The following is a 17,923-nucleotide window of genomic DNA, read 5'->3' as shown; positions in this document are numbered from 1 at the left end:
CGCCCACGCCGCGCGCCTCTGCCACCCCCACCCCGACCGCGACCCCCCAGGAGCCGTCCTCATGAAGCGTCTCGCGCTGCTCTTCGTGATCGGGCTGTCCGTCGCCGTGACCCCGGCCGCCGCCCAGGAAGGCGGGTCCGGCGGGAAGAACGTGGTCCTGGTCAGCAACACGACCGATTCCCGGACGACGGGACGGGCCGGGATCGCGCTGGGACGGTCCACCGCCCCGACCTCGGTGCCGGAGAACCTGGCCAGCGCCCGGTCGTCCTGCAAGGACTGCCGGACGGTGGCCGTGGCCATGCAGGCCGTCCTGATCTTCAACGAGCCCGACGTGGCCACCCCCAACAACGCCGCCGTGGCGGTGAACGCCGGGTGCACCCGGTGCGCGACGATGGCCTACGCGTGGCAGTACGTGGTGTCGACCGATGGGCCGGTCACCCTCACGACCGAGGGGAACACGACCCTCTCGGAGATCCGCGCCGAGGCGTCGCGGCTGGCGAACTCCGACCTCCCCTTCCCCGAGCTCGAGGCGCGGCTGGACGACCTGGCAGCCCAGATGCGGGCCGTGGTGGACGAAGAGACGCGCGAGGTGGGGTCCAGGGCCCGAGCGGCCCGGACGGTCCGGGTCGACAACCCGACCTGCTAGCACCAGGTCGGAGCGAGGGACTAGCTGCTGCTCGAGGGCTGCGCCAGCCCATCCTTCTTGTGCGAGGCGTCCGTGAACTCGGCGAACTCCCCCGTGACGAGGAAGGCGACCTCCTCGCCGATATCCACCGCGTGGTCACCGAGCCGCTCCAGCTGACGGGAGACGAGGACCATGCGAGCCGCCCACTCGAACCCGGTCTCGCTGTCCGCGCCCTCGGCGATGGCCGCCCGGATGATGCCTCGGTTCAGACGGTCGATCGGGTCGTCGAGCCGGGGCAGCGAACGGGCGAGGTCGAGGTCGCGCTGCGTGAAGGCCTTGATGGACGACTCGGTGAGACGAGCGGCCTGGGCTCCCATCTCGAGGAGCTCCTGGCATACGGCGTCGTTGCGCGGTAGCTCGCTGGACAGCTTGATCGCCTTCGCGATGGTGGTGCAGAGGTCCCCCATCCGCTCCAGGTGGATGTTGATGTGCAGCATGGCGGACACGTGGCGGAGGTCCACCGCGACGGGAGCCTGCGTGGCCAGCAGCAGGAGCACCCGGTTGCGCACCTCGAGGTAGTTGCGGTCGATCCCGTCGTCGGCGGCGATCACCTCGGAGGCCAGGTCCTCGTCGGCCGCATCGAGCGCCCGCATCACCTTCTCGAGCTGCTCGACGACCTGCCCGGCCATCATCACGATGATCGACTCGACCTCGGACAGGTCCTCGTGGAATGCCTTCCGCATCCGTCCAGCCTATCGTCAAGTTCGTGGAAGAGACGCGGGCAGCCGGTGGCGTGATCGTCCGGTCCTCCCCGGAGGGGGCGGTCGAGGTGGTCGTCGTCCACCGTCCCCGCTACGACGACTGGACGATCCCGAAGGGCAAGGTCGACCCCGGGGAGACGCTGGAGGAGGCCGCGCTGCGCGAGGTCCGTGAAGAGACCGGCATCGTCGGACGCCTAGGTCGGTACCTCGGCGAGTCGCGGTACCCGGGTCCGGACGGGGAGCCGAAGGTCGTTCACTACTGGGTCGTGCACCCCGAGGAGACGCCCCCGTTCGAGCCGAACGAGGAGGTGGACGAGCTGCGCTGGCTCCCCGTGCCCGAGGCCCGTGAGCTGCTGACCCACCTGCGGGACCGGGAGCTCGTCGGGCTCGTGCTGCGCAGCTAGGCCTGCTCGAGGGCCGGCTGTGCGGAGCCGATCACGAGCCGGCCGTCCGCCGCGTCGACGCGCAGAGGCGTCCCTTCCGGCACCTCGCCGGCGAGCAGCATCTTCGCGATCCGGTCCTCCAGTTCCCGCCGGATGACCCGCTTCAGCGGCCGGGCTCCGTAGGAGGGGTCCCAGCCCTGCTCGGCGAGCAGGTCCTTCGCCGCGTCGGTCACGTCCAGCGTGATACCGCGCTCGACGAGCCGAGCCGTGAGTCGCCGCAGCTGGATGTCCACGACCTCACGCAGCTGCTCCCGCGTGAGTCGGTGGAAGATGAGGATCTCGTCGAGCCGGTTGAGGAACTCGGGACGGAAGAACCCCCGGACGACGTCCAGCACCTTCTCCTCGCTCACGTCGTCGCTCAGCAGGTAGTCCGACCCCAGGTTGGACGTCATGATCAGGATCGTGTTGCGGAAGTCGACCGTCCGGCCCTTTGAGTCGGTCAGGCGGCCCTCGTCCATCACCTGGAGCAGGACGTTGAACACGTCCGCGTGCGCCTTCTCGACCTCGTCGAGCAGCACGACCGAGTACGGACGCCGTCGTACGGCCTCCGTGAGCTGGCCTCCCTCGTCGTAGCCGACGTAGCCCGGGGGCGCTCCCACCAGCCGGCTGACCGTGTGCCGCTCCTGGTACTCGGACATGTCCAAGCGCACCATGGCCTTGGAGTCGTCGAAGAGGAACTCCGCGAGCGTCCGGGCCAGCTCGGTCTTGCCCACGCCGGTCGGGCCGAGGAACAGGAACGCGCCCATCGGGCGGTCCGGGTCGGCCAGCCCCGTGCGCGAACGGCGGATCGCGTTGGACACCGCCTCGACGGCTTCGTCCTGTCCGACCACCCGGGAGTGCAGGACCTCCTCCATCCGCAGCAGCTTGGACATCTCCCCCTCCATCAGCCGGGAGACGGGGATGCCCGTCCACTTCGCGACGACCTCCGCGATGTCGTCGGCCGTGACCTCCTCCGACAGCATCTTGCTCTCGGACTGCACCTCGGCCAGGCGGGCCGTCTGGGAGCCGAGCTGCTTGTCGAGCTCGACGAGTGTGCCGTAGCGCAGCTCCGCGGCGCGCTCGAGGTTGCCCTCCCGCTCGGCGAGCTCGGCCTGGGTGCGGGCGTCCTCGATCCTCTCCTGCAGCTCCCGGATGGCGGCGATCACCTCTCGCTCCGCCTCCCACTGCTGGCGCAGGCCGGAGAGCTGCTCGTTGAGGTCCGCCAGCTCACGCTCCACCCGCTCGAGCTGGTCGGCCGCCTCGGGCTCCTTGCTGAGCGCCGCCTTGCTGATCTCCAGCTGCTGGACCCTGCGCTGCACCTCGTCGATCTCCGTGGGGACCGAGTCGATCTCCATCCGCAGCCGGGCGGCCGCCTCGTCGACGAGGTCGATCGCCTTGTCCGGCAGGAAGCGGCCGGTGATGTAGCGGTGGCTCAGGGTCGACGCGGCGACGAGGGCCGAGTCGGTGATCCGCACCCCGTGGTGCACCTCGTAGCGCTCCTTCAGGCCGCGCAGGATGGCGATCGTGTCCTCGACCGACGGCTGGTCGACGACCACGGGCTGGAAGCGGCGCTCGAGGGCCGGGTCCGACTCGATGTGCTTGCGGAACTCGTCGAGCGTCGTCGCCCCTATCGCCCGCAGCTCTCCGCGGGCGAGCATCGGCTTCAGCATGTTGGCCGCGTCGACCGCCCCCTCGGCGGCCCCGGCTCCCACGAGGGTGTGGAGCTCGTCGATGAACACGACGATCTCTCCCTCGCTCTCGGAGACCTCCTTCAGGAAGGCCTTCATCCGCTCCTCGAACTCGCCGCGGTACTTCGTGCCCGCGACCATGCCGGCCAGGTCTAGCGCGATGATCTTCTTGCCCTTGAGCGACTCGGGCACGTCGCCGGACGCGATCCGCTGGGCGAGCCCCTCCGCGATCGCCGTCTTCCCCGTCCCCGGCTCCCCGATCAGGACCGGGTTGTTCTTCGTGCGCCGGCTGAGGACGTGCACGACCCGCCGGATCTCGTCGTCCCGCCCGATCACCGGGTCGAGCTTGCCGCGCTGGGCGAGCTCGGTGAGGTCGCGTCCGAACCGCTCGAGCGCCTGGAACCTCGACTCCGGGTCCTGGTCCTCGACGCGGTGGGCCCCCCGGACGTCCACCAACGCGCGCAGGATCGCGTCCTTCGTCGCCCCGGCGTCGCGCAGCGCCTGGCCGACGGACCCCTCGTCGGTGGACAGCGCGAGCAGGAGATGCTCGGTGGACACGTACGCGTCCTTCAGCGCCTCCGCCTCCGTGGACGCCGCGTCCAGCACCTTGTTGAGGGCCGGGGACATGAAGACCTGTCCGGGAGCGCCGTCGCGGCGCGTGTACGCCTTGGGGATGCGCTCGAGCAGCCGGTCGACCTCGTCGCGCAGGTGACGGGGGGAGACGCCGAGCTTCTGCAGGGTCGGGTAGACGGCTCCCTCGGGCTGCCCCAGCAGGGCGCGCATCAGGTGCTCGGCGCCGATCTCCGGGTGGTTCTGACCGTCCGCCAGCTGTTGGGCGGCGGCCAGCGCCTCCTGGCTCTTGTGCGTCAGTCGGTTGATGTCCATGTCAGCTCCTGGAACGTGATACGGGTCCGAGTGGGATGGGCTTGCGGGAGCGGCGTTCGAGCTCGCGCAGCAGAGCCTCGAGGTGCACGGGTGACGACGCGGGCAGGATCGCTCCCGCCTCGCGTGCCATGTCCCGCATCCGCTCGGCCAGGTCGGCCTCGGCGCGCTGCAGACGGTTCGCCATGCGGTCCAGCTCCCGGCGCATGCGGTCCATCCGGTCCTCGAGCTCGAGGATCCGCCGGACCCCCGCCAGGTTGACGCCCTCGTTGGTGAGGTCCTGGATGCGGCGCAGGCGCTCGATGTCGCGCGCCGAGTACCGGCGCGTGTTGCCGGACGTCCGCTCCGGGTTCAGCAACCCCTTCCGCTCGTACACGCGCAGGGTCTGCGGGTGCACACCGGCCAGCTCGGCCGCGACGCTTATGACGTAGACCGCCTTGCCGTCCGCTGACATCGTCTACACCCCCAGGTGCGCGCGCGGCGCCTCGTCGTCCTCGAGCTGCTCGACCAGCTCCCGCTGCTTGCGCGAGAGCTTCTTCGGGACCGCCACCTGCACCGTCGCCAGCAGGTCGCCCGCCCCGCCCCCGCGCTTGGGGATCCCGCGGCCCCGGATGCGGAACGTCTTGCCGGACGACGTCCCGGGCGGGATCTTCAGCGTGACCGGCTCGGTGAGGGTCGGGACCTTCACCTGGCTCCCGAGCGCCGCCTCGCTGAAGGTGACGGGGAGCGTGAGCGTGAGGTCCTGGCCCTTGCGTCCGAAGAACGGGTGCGGCTTCACCTGCACGCGCACGTACAGGTCTCCCGCCGCCCCGCCGCCGCTGCCCGCCTCGCCTCGCCCGCGTACCCGGACCCGGCCGCCGTCGGAGATGCCTGGTGGGATCTTCACGGTCACGTTGCGCCGCTCGCGCCGCACACCGGCACCGCCGCAACCCGAGCAGGGCCGCTCGGTCACGGTCCCCCGGCCCCGGCACGTGCTGCACGTCTGCGAGAAGGCGAACGGACCCTGGGAGTTGGCCACGGTCCCACGGCCCTGGCAGGTCGGACACGTCTTCGGGTCGGTGCCGCCGGCGCCGTTGCACACCCCGCACGCCACCGGCACCTCCAAGGTCAGCGTCCGCTCGGCTCCCAGCGCGGCCTCCTCGAACGAGAGGGAGACCGTGCCCTCGACGTCGCTGCCCCGGGTCCGGACGTTGCGCCGGCCGCCGAACCCGCCGAAGCCCCCCCGCCCGCCGAACACCGTCTGGAGGAAGTCCTCGATGTCGAACTCGTCGCCGAGGTCGTCCATTCGGAAGCCGCCGGGGAAGCCGGACGCGGCCGCCTCCCGCAGCTGGTCGTACTCCCGGCGCTTCTCCGGGTTGGCGAGTACGTCGTACGCCTCGGAGATCTGCTTGAACCTCTCCTCGGCCTCCGGGTTCCCCTGGTTGCGGTCGGGGTGGTACTGCATGACGAGCTTCCGGTACGCCTTCTTGATGTCGTCGGTCGAGGCGCCCTTCGGCACGCCGAGGGCGGCGTAGAAGTCCTTGTCGATCCACGACCGCGACGCCACGTCCTACCCCTCCTCGGCCGGGAGCGTCACCATCACGAGAGCCGGGCGCAGGGTGCGGTCCTTCATCCGGTAGCCCTGACGGATCACGGTCGAGACGGTGGGCTCCTCGACGTCGCCCGGAACGGACGACATCGCCTCGTGCAGGTTCGGGTCGAAGGCCGTCCCCTGCGCGTCGATGCGTTCGACGCCGACGGACCGCAGCACCTCGAGGAACTGCTTCACGACGATCTCGAGCCCGGACGCCACCGCTCCCGCCGCGTCGTGCTCGCGCGCGCTCTCGAGGGCCCGCTCGATGTCGTCGAGCACCGGGAGGAGGCGCTCGCAGACGTCCGCAGCCGCGCGGTCGGTCAGCTCCGCCCGCTCCCGCGCCAGCCGCGCCTTCGCGTTCTCGTGGTCCGCCTTCATCCGCTTGAGCTGGTCTAGGCGGTCCCCGGCCAGCTTCCACGCCTGCTCGAGCTCGGCCCGAACCGCGACGAGCGCCGCCTCGTCCGAGGCGACGTCGCCCTCGTCGTCGGTGCCGGCGGGAGCCGGCCCGACCTCCGAGGAGGGGTCCGCGGTCGCCTCCTCCCGCGGCTCCGCCGGGTCGACGGGGGGCGCCTGCTCCGCGGGGTCGCGGGGCGCCCGCTTGTCGGTCACCGTGAAGCGGGGACGGTCGTCACGCTGCTCCGCGCTCACGAAGCCTCACCTTCGTCCACGACCTCTCCCTCGACCACGTCACCGTCGGCCGGCGCCCCGGCCGCGCCGGCCGCCTCCGCTCCGGGTGCCTGCCCGCCCTGGCCGTACGCCTGCTGGGCCAGCTGCTGGGATGCCTGCAGGAGCTCCTCGGTCGCCTGCTTGATGCGGGCCACGTCGTCGCCCTTCAGCGCCTCCTTCGCCGCGTCGAGCTTCTCGGTGATCGCGGACCTGTCGGCGTCGGACACCTTGTCCCCGTAGTCGTTCAGCGCCTTCTCGACTCCGTAGACGGCGTTGTCGCACCCGTTGCGGGCCTCGGCCTCCTCCCGGCGCTGGCGCTCCCGATCGGCGTGCTGCTCGGCCTCGCGGATCATCTTGTCGATCTCCTCACGCGGCAGAGCCGTGCCGCCGGTGATCGTCATGGCCTGCTCCTTGCCGGTGGCCTGGTCCTTCGCCGACACGTTCACGATCCCGTTGGCGTCGATGTCGAAGGTGACCTCGATCTGAGGGGTGCCGCGCATCGCCGGAGGGATCCCGACGAGCTGGAACCGCCCGAGCGAGCGCACCCCCGGCGAGGAGGACATCTCGCCCTCGCCCTGCAGGACGTGCACCTCGACCGAGTTCTGGTTGTCCTCGGCGGTCGTGAACGTCTCGGACCGACGGGTCGGGATGTGCGTGTTGCGCTCGATCAGCTTGTGGTAGATGCCGCCCTTCGTCTCGACCCCCATCGAGAGGGGGGTGACGTCGAGGAGCAGGACCTCCTTCGTGTCCCCCTTGATGATCGAGGCCTGGATGGCCGCGCCGGCCCCCACGACCTCGTCGGGGTTCACGCCCTTGTGGGGGTCCTTGCCGGTCAGCTCCTTCACCAGGTTCTGCACCATCGGCATCCGGGTCGACCCACCGACAAGGATCACGTGGGTCAGGTCGTTCGGGTCGATCTTCGCGTCGCGGATGGCCTGGTTGTACGGCCCCTTCAGCCGCTCGACCAGGTCGGCCGTCATCCGCTCGAACTGGGCCCGCGTCAGGGTCGTCTCGTAGTGCAGCGGGCCGTCGGCGGTCGCGGTGATGAACGGGAGGGAGATCTGGGTCTCCTGCGTCTGGGAGAGCTCGATCTTGGCCTTCTCCGCCGCCTCCTTCAGGCGCTGCAGCGCCATGCGGTCGGCGGACAGGTCGACCCCGTGGTTGTTCTTGAACTCGGACACCAGGTGGTCGATGACCTTCTGGTCCCAGTCGTCCCCACCGAGCTGGGTGTCCCCGTGGGTCGCCTTCACCTCGAAGACGCCCTCGCCGATCTCGAGGACCGAGACGTCGAACGTCCCGCCTCCGAGGTCGAACACCAGGATCCGCTCGTCGGCCGCGCCCTTCTCCAGCCCGTAAGCCAGCGCGGCCGCCGTCGGCTCGTTGATGATCCGCAGGACCTTCAGGCCCGCGATCTCCCCCGCCTCCTTCGTCGCCTGGCGCTGGGAGTCGTCGAAGTAGGCGGGAACGGTTATCACCGCCTCGCTGACGGTGTCCCCCAGGTAGGCCTCGGCGTCCCGCTTCAGCTTCTGCAGGACGAACGCGGAGATCTGCTGGGGGGTGTACTCCTTGCCGTCGGCGCCGAAGGTCCAGTCGGACCGCCCCATGTGGCGCTTCACAGACCGGACCGTCCGGTCGGGGTTCGTGATGGCCTGGCGCTTGGCGATCTCCCCGACGAGCGTCTCCCCTCCCTTGGAGAACGCCACGACCGAGGGGGTCGTGCGCGCCCCCTCGGCGTTGGGGATGACGACCGGGTCCCCCGCCTCGACGGTGGCCACGACGGAGTTCGTCGTACCCAGATCGATACCTACGACCTTCGGCATGTTCCTCTCCTCTACTTCTGAATGATCGACTGACGTTCCAAGAATCTTGAGTGCGATGATATCAACTCTGCTGCGCGCGTCAATGGCAGCACAGGGTCGTGGCGGGTCAGGCGCGGAAGGCTAGGGGAGCTGGTGTTATGGACGGCGGATCTCGCCGGCCACGACGTCCGGACGCCCGAAAGACAGGTAGGTGAAGCCGTGCGCGGCCATGTCCTCGACGGACCAGAGGTTGCGGCCGTCCACCACGACGGGACGCCGCAGGGTGCGCGCCAGGAGTCCGAGGTCGGTCTCGGCGAACTCTGGCCAGTCGGTCAGGACGACGAGAGCGTCGGCGCCCGTCGCCGCGTCCAGGGCGGTCTCGGCGACCTCCGAGCCGGACAGCCGCGTGCCCGCCTCTTCGCCGGCCGCGGGGTCGTAGGCCCGGACGGCCGCCCCCTCCGACTGCATCGCAGGGATCACGTCCAAGGAGGGCGCCTCCCGCAGGTCGTCGGTCCCGGGCTTGAACGCGAGCCCCCACACGGCGATCGTCTTGCCCTCGAGGTTCCACACCGCCTGCCGCACCTTCCCGAGGAGCCGGGTCCGCTGCCGGTCGTTGATCGAGCGGACCTGCTCGAGGAGGCCGAAGTCGAGACCGGCGTCGGACGCCTGCGCGATGAGTCCGGCCACGTCTTTCGGGAAGCAGAACCCCCCGTACCCGACCCCCGCGCGCAGGAAGGAGGCACCGATCCTGGGGTCGAGCCCCATGCCCTCCGCGACGAGGTCCACGTCGGCGCCCAGCTGCTCGCACAGCTCGGCGATCATGTTGATGTAGGAGATCTTCATCGCCAGGAAGCTGTTGCTGGCGTGCTTCGTCAGCTCGGCGGTGTCCAGGTCGGTCACGATAAGCGGGCAGCCGGTGCGCCGCGTGATCGGCTCGTAGAGCTCCTCAAGGACCTTCCGCGCGCGGCCCCCGTCGTTCGCGACCCCCACGACGATCCTGTCCGGGTTCAAGGCGTCGTGCAGGGCCGTCCCCTCGCGAAGGAACTCGGGGTTGGATGCGACCTCGATCTGAGGGTCGACGTCCATCTCGCGGAGGATCACCTGGATCCGTCGGGCCGTGTTCGCCGGCACGGTCGACTTCTCGACGATCACCAGGGACCCCTCGGCCGCCTCGGCCACCGTCCGGGCCGCCTGCTCGACGTAGGCGAGCGAGAGCCGGCCGTCCGGACGGGGGGGCGTGTTCACGCAGATGAACGCGGCGTCGGCCCCCGTGACCGCCTCCGCGACATCGCCGGTGAACGAGAGGGACCGTCCGAGGTGCCGGGAGAGGAGCTCCTGCACACCCGGCTCGTAGAACGGGGCCCGCCCCGCCTGCAGGTCGCGGAGCCGGGCCTCGTCGTTGTCGATGCCGACGACCTCGTGTCCGATCTCGGCGAACCCGACCGCGGTGATGAGTCCGACGTGCCCGCACCCGACGACGACGATCCTCATGCGCGCGCCCCCAGCTCCGCTCTGAACCACGCGGCCGTGCGGTCCAACCCCTCCTCGAGCGACACGGAGGGCTCCCATCCGAGCAGGTCGCGAGCCAGGCTGATGTCCGGACGTCGGACGGACGGGTCGTCCTGCGGACGGGGGCCGAACGCGATCTCGGACGTGCTCCCGGTGATCTCCACGACGAGCTTCGCGAGCTCCAGGACCGTCACCTCGTGGGGGTTCCCGATGTTCACCGGCCCGACGTGATCGGACGCCGCCAGCCTCACGATCCCCTCCACCAGGTCGTCGACGTAGCACAGGGAGCGCGTCTGCGATCCGTCGCCGTGGACGACGAGCGGCTCACCCGCGAGGGCGGCCGACAGGAACGCGGGCACGGCGCGCCCGTCACGCGCCCGCATCCTGGGCCCGAACGTGTTGAAGATGCGCACGATGCGGACATCCACGCCGTGATACCGGTTGTAGGCCATCGCCATGGCCTCGGCGAACCGCTTGGCCTCGTCGTAGACGCCTCGCACCCCCACCGGGTTCACGTGGCCCCAGTAGTCCTCGGTCTGGGGGTGCACCTGGGGGTCGCCGTAGACCTCGGACGTCGAGGCGAGCAGGAACGTGGCTCCCTTCGCCTTGGCCAGTCCGAGGGCCTTGTGGGTGCCGAGGGAGCCCACCTTCAGGGTCTGGATGGGTAGCTCGAGGTAGTCGACGGGGGAGGCGGGCGACGCGAAGTGCAGGACCAGGTCCACCTCGCCCGGCACCTCGATGTGCTCTGTGACGTCGTGGGTGACCAGGAGGAAGCCGGGAAGTTCCGTCAGGTGGGCGACGTTGGATGCCCTCCCCGTCAGGAAGTTGTCGAGGCAGACGACCTCGTGGCCATCGTCTGAGAGCCTCGTGCACAGGTGGGAGCCGAGGAAACCGGCCCCGCCGGTCACGACCACTCGCATGTCCGCATCGTATAGCCAGCCGCCCCCATCCTCCGCCCCTCTGACCGGCGCGGCGGGCTACCGTGGGTCGGGCAGGGAGCCCCGGATCTCCGCCACCGACCCCTCCCTCACCCCGGCCCGGCCGAACCACCCCACGTTGACCTCGAGGGCGGCGTCGTACTGGACCCCGGCGTCGTAGGTGGGGCAGGGATCCTCCTTGCACGGCTCCATGTCCAGGATGGCCAGGACCTCGAGGCGGTCACCTTCACGAGACATGAAGGCGATCGAGAGCGGGATCAGCGTGTTCTTCATCCAGAACCCACCGCCTCGCGTCTCGGGGAACAGGAAGAGCATCCCCGCGTCGGCTCCGAGCTCCTCACGGTGCATCAGCCCGCGCTGCCGCGACGGGGTGTCGGCCACCACCTCGGCCAGCACACAGGCGTCCCCGTCGAACGCCACCGCCACGGAACCGGCCTCCGGCTCGCACGACGCGGATGGGGGGGCGCCCTCCGAGGCGCATCCCGAAGCGACGAGGGCCAGGACCAGCAGCGCTCGCACGGGTCGGGTCATCCGTGGGATCCTGACACGTTGGGCGTCTCCTTCACGGTCCGAGCAGCGAGGGGAGGGTCTGCAGATCCGCCCAGAGGCGGCGCTTCGCGTCCGCGAGCGTCACGCCCTGCGGGAGCGGCTCGGTCACGAGGAGGTCCAGTCCGCGCCGGATGGACGCTGATCCGCCGCGCGGGACCTCGTCGGGGACGGAGATCCCGCACCGGCCGTCCAGCGCCTGCACTGCCTCGAAGGCCCCCGGTCCGAAGGCGACGACGACGCGGGGGGATAGGACCTCGAGCTCCACGAGCAGATGGGGGGCGCAGGCCCGGATCTCATCCGATGTCACCCCGTCTCCCGCGCATCGCACGGCGCAGGTCCCGTACACGCTCACGAGCGGGAGCCCGAGCCGTTCGAACGCCTTCCCGAGGGGCTCGGCTTCCTTCGCGAAGGCGGCGCCGGAGGCGACGTCCTCGCGGGAGGGGACGTCCTTCAGCAGCAGGACGTCGGCCAACGGGTGCCCGGAGCCGAAGGCTCGCTCGTCGGAGCACCGACCGCAGGCCTCGCACGCGCGGATCGTCCCGACGAGCCTGGATAGCTCGCCTCCCGCCACCTCGAGCTCACGCCTCACCGCCGCCGGGGGCGGCGCGGTGGCCGGTGGGTCGGGAGCCGGCTTGCGAACGTCCGCCGCGCGCGGGATCCGTCTCCCCGGCGGCATCGTGAGTGCACGGGGATCGCGCCGGGGACGAGACATGACCGCAGCATAGCGGCGGCCGCCGTCGGGCCCACTTCAGCCAATGGAAACGACTATTGACTGTTTCGACCCTGGCGGTGCACCATAGGGCGCATGCGAACCGCCGCCCAGATCCTGCTGAGCCCGCCGGGCAACGGCCGCCAGAGCGCGGTCGACCAGGCGCGAACGTACATAGAGGCACTGATCGACCTCCGCCGGGTCAAGCCGGGTGACCGGCTCCCGTCCGCGGCCGCCTTCGCCGACGAGGTAGGTGTGAGCCGCCCCGCCGTCCTGCAGGCGCTGAAGATCCTCGAGGCGCAGGGGCGGGTGATCGTCCGTCCCGGCCGAGGAGGGACCTGGGTCGCCGAGCACGAGCCCGAGAACCTCGACACCCGACTCGTGAGGGCTTGGGAGCACCGGGACACGATCCTTCAGATGGCCGTCCTGAGGGAGATCCTCGAGCCGGGGGTGGTCCGGCTGGTCGCCGAACGTGGGATGTCCGCCGAGCACACCCGGGCGGCGGAGGACCTCCTGGCCCAGATGGAGGCCTGCGAACCCTACGACGTCGAGGGGTACCGGGGCCGCGACAACGAGTTCCACCTCCTCCTGGCGCGGGCGACCGGGCTGAAGCTGATCGAGTCGGTGACGATGCTGTGCCGGGCCCAGGTCGCGGCCGCGTTCGACGTGATGGAGGTCCCTGAGGACCGCCGCACACGTTCGGACGCGGAGCACCGCGAGATCGTGAAGGCGATCAAGGACGGCGACGCGGATGTCGCGGCCGAGGTGGTCCGGCGCCATGTCGGTGAGACGACGATCCTCCTGCAGGAGCAGCTGAGCGGCCCGCAGCACCCGGTCGGGCGGCGCGTGCGAGCAGCGAGACAGGCCATGAGACGGAAAGGCGAGGGGGCATGAGCACGATCAGGACGCGGTCCGCCCCGCGCAAGCGCAAGGCGGAGAGTACGAACGGGTCCAGGGGGCGGAAGGCGCTGGGGCCCAAGGAGTTCAAGATCCTGTTCGACGAGCTGGCCGATAACGTCGAGTCGGTGGTCAGAGGGAAGGGCGACGTCGTCCGGCTCGCCCTCGTCGCCATCCTCGCCGAGGGGCACGTGCTGTTCGAGGACGTCCCAGGGACGGGGAAGACGGTCCTGGCGCGTTCGATCGCGCAGTCCATGAACGCTTCCCTGGGCCGCATCCAGTGCACGCCGGACATGCTCCCGGGTGACATCACCGGGTCGTCCATCTACAACCAGCGGGAGATGAAGTTCGAGTTCCAGCCGGGACCGGTCTTCGCGAACGTCCTGCTGGCCGACGAGATCAACCGGGCCACCCCGAAGACGCAGTCCGCGCTCCTGGAGGCGATGGCGGAGCGACGCGTATCCGCCGACGGCGTGACCTACAACCTGCCCCGCCCCTTCCTGGTGCTCGCCACGCAGAACCCGGTGGAGCAGGCGGGGACGTTCCCGCTGCCCGAGGCGCAGCTCGACCGGTTCCTCTTCCGGCTCTCGATGGGGTACATGCAGCCCGAGGCCGAGCTCGACGTCGTGCTGGCCAACTCGAAGCAGCTCGCGATCGAGTCGCTGGGCGCGGTCGCCGACGTGCAGACGGTGCAGCAGATGATCGACTACGCGGCCGATATCGAGATCTCGCCCGAGGTGGGCCGCTACATCGTCGACCTCGTGGGGGCGACCAGGGCCGAGCCGGCCCTGGCCCTGGGGGCCTCGCCGCGGGCCTCCATCGCCCTGGTTCGGGCCTCCCGCGTGCTCGCGGCCTCCGACGGCCGGGAGGACGTGTACCCCGACGACGTCCTGGCCGTGCTCGCGCCCGTCCTGAACCACCGCGTGGTGGTCCACCCGGACTTCCTCATCCGAGGGGAGACGGTCGAGGCCGTGGTCGAGCGCGTCCGGACCGCCGTGAAGCCGCCCTCGAGGAGCAAGGCCACGGCCGGTTAGGGCGAGGACGGACGCAGGATGCTGGCGCGCACCGACCTCCGCCACCGCACCCGCGGGTTACGCGAGGCGCTCGACCGTGTCCGCGACGCGTCACAGGTCGCGGCCGTGCGGCGGCGCGCCGTGCACGCGTGGGACCGGCTCGGCCTCACCACGGTCGGACAGGTGGCGCTCGTCGCGTCCGTCATCCCGTGGATCGCCGCGCGGATCGCCGCCGGGACCACGCTGTACGTCCTCGCGTACGGCACGGTCGCCGTCGTGCTCACCGCCACCTTCCTGGCGCCCCGGAAGCTGCGCATCACGGCGGACAGGACCGGGTTGTTCCCGAGGGTCCAGAAGGGCGACCGGCTCGAGGTGCGGATCACCATCACCGCGGAGCGGGGGCTGTCCTCCTTCCAGCTGGAGGAGCACATCCCCGAGAGGCTGGGTACGGCGCTGCGCGTCCCCGTCTCCCGCGTTTCGGCCGGGCAGACGTTCGAGTACAGCTACTCGCTCAACTGCGCCCGCCGGGGCGTCTACACGATCGGACCCCTCGTCGCGATCACGCAGGACCCGATAGGCGTCTCCCAACGCAGGACCGTGCTCGCCGAGCCGTTCGAGCTACTCGTCCACCCGAGGGTCTCCCGCGTCTCGGACCGCCCGCTGACCCGTCTGTACGAGGACCCGCCCCTGCGTCCGCCGGTATCGAAGCCGTGGCCGTCCGGGATGGAGTTCTACGGGATGCGCGAGTACCGTCCGGGCGACGACCTGCGGCGCATCGTGTGGCGGGCGTCCGCCCGCACCCAGACGCTCATGGTGTCGGAGGCCGAGCAGGGGATCACCGACCACATCACGCTGATCCTCGACACGGACCGCGGCTCCCACAGCCGCGAGGGAGACGTCTCCGAGTCGTTCGAGTACGCCGTCGAAGCGTGCGCGTCGCTCGGGGTCCGTCACCTGGTCGAGGGGTACGAGGTGAGGTGCGAGGCCAACGCGGGCCCCCTCACCCGGGCCATGCGAGGAGGCGAGCGCTCGACGCAGTACCTCGACGTGATGTCGCGGGTCACGACGGACCGGGAGCCGCTGGCCACCGTCCTGCGGCGCCTCGTGAACGACCCACGGCGCGACGCTCACACCGTGCTCATAACCCCGAAGCTGCACCCGACCGACGCTGCCCTCCTCAAGCTCCTTATCGACAAGGGGGTCTCGGTCACCGTGATCGGCGTCGTCTGGAACGAGGAGGACGCTCACTCGCTCTCCCAGGCGGCCGCGCTGGGAGCCCAGGTGACGCCGGTGGGTCTGGGTGACGACGTGGCGGCTGCGCTGACGCACGAGGTCCGGGTCGGGAGGCGGATGTGAGCCTGACCGAGGAGCGGCTGGAGACCCTGGAGCACGAGCCGGTCGTGGGCGATATCGACGCCGATGCGCTCGAGGGGGTCGAGAAGGAGGCACCCCCCGAGACCGAGGAGTGGGAGACCGAGCCGCCGCTGCCGCCGGGCCGGGTCGGTCTCGTGGTCGGGACCACGGTCGTGGCGGCCGGGGCGGTCGTCGGGACGCTCTTCACCGGGCCCCCCGGGAAGATCCATCCCATCCTGGCCGGAGTGGCTGGGATAGTCGTCGCCGCTCAGGCCTCCCGCCGCAAGAGTGCACTCGTCGTGAACCTCACGATCCTGTTCGGGATAGTCGGCACCGGACTGCTGCTCGTTGCGACCAGCGGGCTCGGAAACGTGATCGACCTCGCTGACGTGCTGAAGGAGTCGAGCCGCGCACGCAGCGTCATGCGGCCGCCGGCCGAGTTCCTGCCCGGGTGGCGGGCGATCGTCGGCTGGATGATGGCCACGATCGGGTTCACCGCGGGGTGGGTCGGCATCGAGCTCCGGCGTCCCGCGCTCGGCCTGCTGGCGCCGCTCCCTCTCATCGTGATGGCGGCCATCTCCGTGCCCGCGAGCGCCAAGCTGGGTGTGGGGGTGGCGGTCCTGATCCTGTTCCTCGTCGGACTGATGCTGCTGTCCAGCCTGCAGTCGATCGTCGCAGGAGGCGAGGGGTCGCAGGCTCCCGGACTCGGCTACGAGCTGCGCCGGATGGCCCGGGTGGTCCCGCTGATCGGCGTGATCGTGATCGTCATCGTCGTGCTCGCCCGGTCCGGACTGCTCTTCCCGCCTCCCCTGTACGACCCGGTCCGCGACGCCCAGCGGCCGAAGGCCGTCCCGCTGTCCGAGGTCGAGGACCGGGTCCTGTTCGAGGTCCGCTCCCGCTCGACCGGACCGTGGCGCGTCGGTCTGCTCGACGTCTACGACGGACAGGAGTGGCGCCTCCCGCCGTACGCCGAGAGCCAGCTCGAGCGTGTACCGGCGGACGGGGTCGTGGACCGGGAGCTGGGCGCCTCCACGCGCGCCGACTTCCTCGTGAAGGGGCTCGGCGGAGCGGTCCTGCCCGGGCTCCCGGCGGTCGTGTCGATCGTGGCCACCGGACCGAAGCTCTCCTACGACCCGCGGACCGGTGCGATCCGGCTCGCCGAGGGTCAGATCGGCGAGGGCCTGACCTACTCGGTGGGCGGCGCGCAGCTCCCCACCGAGGAGAAGCTGCGCTCGGTCACCTTCCAGCTCCCGAAGGCCGCCGAGCGGTTCCTGGACGTGCCCGACCCGCCCCCCGGGATCCGTTCGCTGCTCGCGGAGGCCCCGAAGGAGACCAAGTGGGACACGCTCGAGTTCCTGCGCAAGAGACTGCTCGAGACGGTCACCGCGGCCGGACCCGGCACCCCCGTCCCCGTGCCCCCAGCCAAGGTGGAGGACATGCTCTTCGGCTCGAAGGAGGGGTCGCCCTTCGAGATCGTCGCCGCGCAGGCCCTGCTGGCGAGGTGGGCGGGCGTGCCCGCCCGCATCGGGTACGGGTACGACGGGGGGGAGCCGATCGGCGAGAACGTCCTGGAGGTGCGGCCGCGCCACGGGGCGTCGTGGCTCGAGGTCTACTTCCCCACCTACAAGTGGTTCCCCCTGATCGGAGCGCCTCTCAAGGCGAAGGCCAACCTCGACTCGGATAACCCGACGAAGCAGGACCCGAAGGTGCTGCCGTCCGACCAGGTGGCCGTCCAGGTCTTCATCCCGCTGCGGATCCCCGAGCGCGGTTTCTTCTACGACCAGGTGCGCCACATCGTGACCCTGCTGATCCCGTGGCTGGCGCTCGCCGGACTCATCTGGCTCGTCTACCCCGCGGTGTGGAAGTGGCTGCGTCGCAGGCGGCGGCGCGCGTGGGCGTTCGAGCGCGGACCCGTGGCCCGGCTCGAGGTGGCCTACGCGGAGTTCCGCGACCTCTGCACCGATATAGGGATCGGGAGCCCGTCCATGACCCCGCTCGGGTTCCTCGACGCCTTCGTCGACGACGCCGAGCACCTGGAGCTCGCGTGGCTGGTGACCCGTGCCGTCTACGGCGACATGCGAGACACGGTCTCCCTCGACGACGCCATCGCCGGAGAGGAGCTGGCCCGGTCCCTGCGCAAGAGGGCGTCGCAGCCCCAGCCGCTCTCGATCAGGCTCCTGGCGGCGGTCTCGCGTCAGTCGCTGATCGAGCCTTACGCCGCCGAGGCCCGTCCGCCGACTCGCCGCGAACGCAAGGAGGCACACGATGCGGTCGCCGCGTAGCCTCTCTCTCCTCGCCGTCCTGATCCTGGGGTCGTCGGGCTGCGCCCGCGTCGCCGACATCGTCGTCCTGGACAAGCCGCCCCCGCGCGTCTCCCTGAAGGGGTACCCGCTGGACATCGCGTTCGGCGACGCGCCGATCGTCCCCGAGGTCGATTCGGGATCGACCCCCCTGGCCGAGGTGGCCGCGCAGGTGTTCGGACCGTTCGACGAGTTCGACGACGCCCCGCCCCCCGCGCGGCAGCGGGTGGCTCCGCCCC

At 70.7% G+C, this 17,923-nt stretch carries 17 protein-coding genes; 7 read left to right on the top strand and 10 right to left on the bottom strand.

From position 1 onward, the window contains the following. On the top strand, nt 1-646 hold a 646-nt coding region (locus VM840_06770; GenBank protein ID HVL81277.1), incomplete at its 5' end, for a hypothetical protein. A 20-nt stretch (nt 647-666) separates the two neighbouring features. Here the strand turns inward: VM840_06770 and phoU are convergent. Further along, nucleotides 667-1,368: a phosphate signaling complex protein PhoU gene (gene phoU / locus VM840_06765; GenBank protein ID HVL81276.1), complete on the bottom strand. Its 702-nt coding sequence runs from the start codon at nt 1,366-1,368 to the stop codon at nt 667-669. Nucleotides 1,369-1,391: 23 nt separating this feature from the next. Between phoU and VM840_06760 the strand changes: the two genes are divergently transcribed. After that, the gene (locus tag VM840_06760) at nt 1,392-1,790 is read left to right on the top strand and encodes an NUDIX hydrolase (protein HVL81275.1); all 399 of its coding nucleotides are present in this window, start codon (nt 1,392-1,394) and stop codon (nt 1,788-1,790) included. Here the strand turns inward: VM840_06760 and clpB are convergent. The 9 genes from clpB to VM840_06715 all read right to left on the bottom strand — a co-directional run bounded on the left by clpB (nt 1,787) and on the right by VM840_06715 (nt 12,124). Then, nucleotides 1,787-4,381 (bottom strand): ATP-dependent chaperone ClpB, encoded by a 2,595-nt coding sequence (gene clpB / locus VM840_06755; GenBank protein HVL81274.1) that lies wholly within the window; start codon nt 4,379-4,381, stop codon nt 1,787-1,789. The genes VM840_06760 and clpB overlap by 4 nt on opposite strands. Nucleotide 4,382: 1 nt before the next feature. Further along, nucleotides 4,383-4,832 carry a helix-turn-helix transcriptional regulator gene (locus tag VM840_06750; protein HVL81273.1) on the bottom strand — a complete coding sequence of 150 codons (450 nt, stop codon included), beginning with the start codon at nt 4,830-4,832 and terminating at the stop codon, nt 4,383-4,385. A 3-nt stretch (nt 4,833-4,835) separates the two neighbouring features. Further along, nucleotides 4,836-5,924, bottom strand: a complete 1,089-nt coding sequence (gene dnaJ / locus VM840_06745; GenBank protein ID HVL81272.1) for a molecular chaperone DnaJ — start codon at nt 5,922-5,924, stop codon at nt 4,836-4,838. A 3-nt stretch (nt 5,925-5,927) separates the two neighbouring features. Next, a complete protein-coding gene (gene grpE, locus VM840_06740) occupies nt 5,928-6,599 on the bottom strand; it encodes a nucleotide exchange factor GrpE (protein HVL81271.1) in 672 nt (223 codons plus the stop codon). Next, nucleotides 6,596-8,437 (bottom strand): molecular chaperone DnaK, encoded by a 1,842-nt coding sequence (gene dnaK, locus VM840_06735; GenBank protein ID HVL81270.1) that lies wholly within the window; start codon nt 8,435-8,437, stop codon nt 6,596-6,598. Before dnaK ends, grpE begins: the two co-directional genes overlap by 4 nt. A 135-nt stretch (nt 8,438-8,572) precedes the next feature. Beyond that, on the bottom strand, nt 8,573-9,907 hold the full coding sequence (locus VM840_06730) for a UDP-glucose/GDP-mannose dehydrogenase family protein (GenBank protein ID HVL81269.1): 1,335 nt from the start codon (nt 9,905-9,907) through the stop codon (nt 8,573-8,575). After that, nucleotides 9,904-10,845: a UDP-glucuronic acid decarboxylase family protein gene (locus tag VM840_06725; protein ID HVL81268.1), complete on the bottom strand. Its 942-nt coding sequence runs from the start codon at nt 10,843-10,845 to the stop codon at nt 9,904-9,906. The genes VM840_06730 and VM840_06725 overlap by 4 nt, the downstream gene beginning before the upstream one ends. Before the next feature lie 57 nt (nt 10,846-10,902). Beyond that, entirely contained in the window at nt 10,903-11,394 is a 492-nt protein-coding gene (locus VM840_06720; protein HVL81267.1) for a DUF192 domain-containing protein, read from the bottom strand. Between the two features lie 31 nt (nt 11,395-11,425). Next, nucleotides 11,426-12,124, bottom strand: coding sequence for a uracil-DNA glycosylase family protein (locus tag VM840_06715; GenBank protein HVL81266.1), 699 nt, complete (start codon nt 12,122-12,124; stop codon nt 11,426-11,428). Between the two features lie 93 nt (nt 12,125-12,217). Between VM840_06715 and VM840_06710 the strand changes: the two genes are divergently transcribed. The 5 genes from VM840_06710 to VM840_06690 all read left to right on the top strand — a co-directional run. After that, entirely contained in the window at nt 12,218-13,015 is a 798-nt protein-coding gene (locus VM840_06710) for an FCD domain-containing protein (GenBank protein ID HVL81265.1), read from the top strand. Then, a complete protein-coding gene (locus VM840_06705; GenBank protein HVL81264.1) occupies nt 13,012-14,052 on the top strand; it encodes a MoxR family ATPase in 1,041 nt (346 codons plus the stop codon). Before VM840_06710 ends, VM840_06705 begins: the two co-directional genes overlap by 4 nt. A gap of 18 nt (nt 14,053-14,070) precedes the next feature. After that, nucleotides 14,071-15,387: a DUF58 domain-containing protein gene (locus VM840_06700; GenBank protein ID HVL81263.1), complete on the top strand. Its 1,317-nt coding sequence runs from the start codon at nt 14,071-14,073 to the stop codon at nt 15,385-15,387. Beyond that, the gene (locus tag VM840_06695) at nt 15,384-17,666 is read left to right on the top strand and encodes a transglutaminaseTgpA domain-containing protein (protein HVL81262.1); all 2,283 of its coding nucleotides are present in this window, start codon (nt 15,384-15,386) and stop codon (nt 17,664-17,666) included. The genes VM840_06700 and VM840_06695 overlap by 4 nt, the downstream gene beginning before the upstream one ends. Continuing rightward, nucleotides 17,650-17,923 (top strand): hypothetical protein (locus VM840_06690; GenBank protein HVL81261.1); only part of this gene is annotated, 274 nt, incomplete at its 3' end. The genes VM840_06695 and VM840_06690, both read left to right, overlap by 17 nt.

The sequence above is a fragment of the Actinomycetota bacterium genome (assembly GCA_035540895.1).
Taxonomy (GTDB): Bacteria; Actinomycetota; JAICYB01; order JAICYB01; family JAICYB01; genus DATLFR01.
This window is presented reverse-complemented; position numbering and strand designations above follow the sequence as displayed.

Coding starts and splice junctions, on each gene's coding strand:
- VM840_06720 (HVL81267.1), bottom strand. CDS start 11,394: ATGACCCGACCCGTGCGAGCGCTGCTGGTCCTGGCCCTCGTCGCTTCG.
- VM840_06710 (HVL81265.1), top strand. CDS start 12,218: ATGCGAACCGCCGCCCAGATCCTGCTGAGCCCGCCGGGCAACGGCCGC.
- dnaK (HVL81270.1), bottom strand. CDS start 8,437: ATGCCGAAGGTCGTAGGTATCGATCTGGGTACGACGAACTCCGTCGTG.
- phoU (HVL81276.1), bottom strand. CDS start 1,368: ATGCGGAAGGCATTCCACGAGGACCTGTCCGAGGTCGAGTCGATCATC.
- VM840_06730 (HVL81269.1), bottom strand. CDS start 9,907: ATGAGGATCGTCGTCGTCGGGTGCGGGCACGTCGGACTCATCACCGCG.
- VM840_06705 (HVL81264.1), top strand. CDS start 13,012: ATGAGCACGATCAGGACGCGGTCCGCCCCGCGCAAGCGCAAGGCGGAG.
- clpB (HVL81274.1), bottom strand. CDS start 4,381: ATGGACATCAACCGACTGACGCACAAGAGCCAGGAGGCGCTGGCCGCC.
- VM840_06700 (HVL81263.1), top strand. CDS start 14,071: ATGCTGGCGCGCACCGACCTCCGCCACCGCACCCGCGGGTTACGCGAG.
- VM840_06715 (HVL81266.1), bottom strand. CDS start 12,124: ATGTCTCGTCCCCGGCGCGATCCCCGTGCACTCACGATGCCGCCGGGG.
- VM840_06750 (HVL81273.1), bottom strand. CDS start 4,832: ATGTCAGCGGACGGCAAGGCGGTCTACGTCATAAGCGTCGCGGCCGAG.
- VM840_06725 (HVL81268.1), bottom strand. CDS start 10,845: ATGCGAGTGGTCGTGACCGGCGGGGCCGGTTTCCTCGGCTCCCACCTG.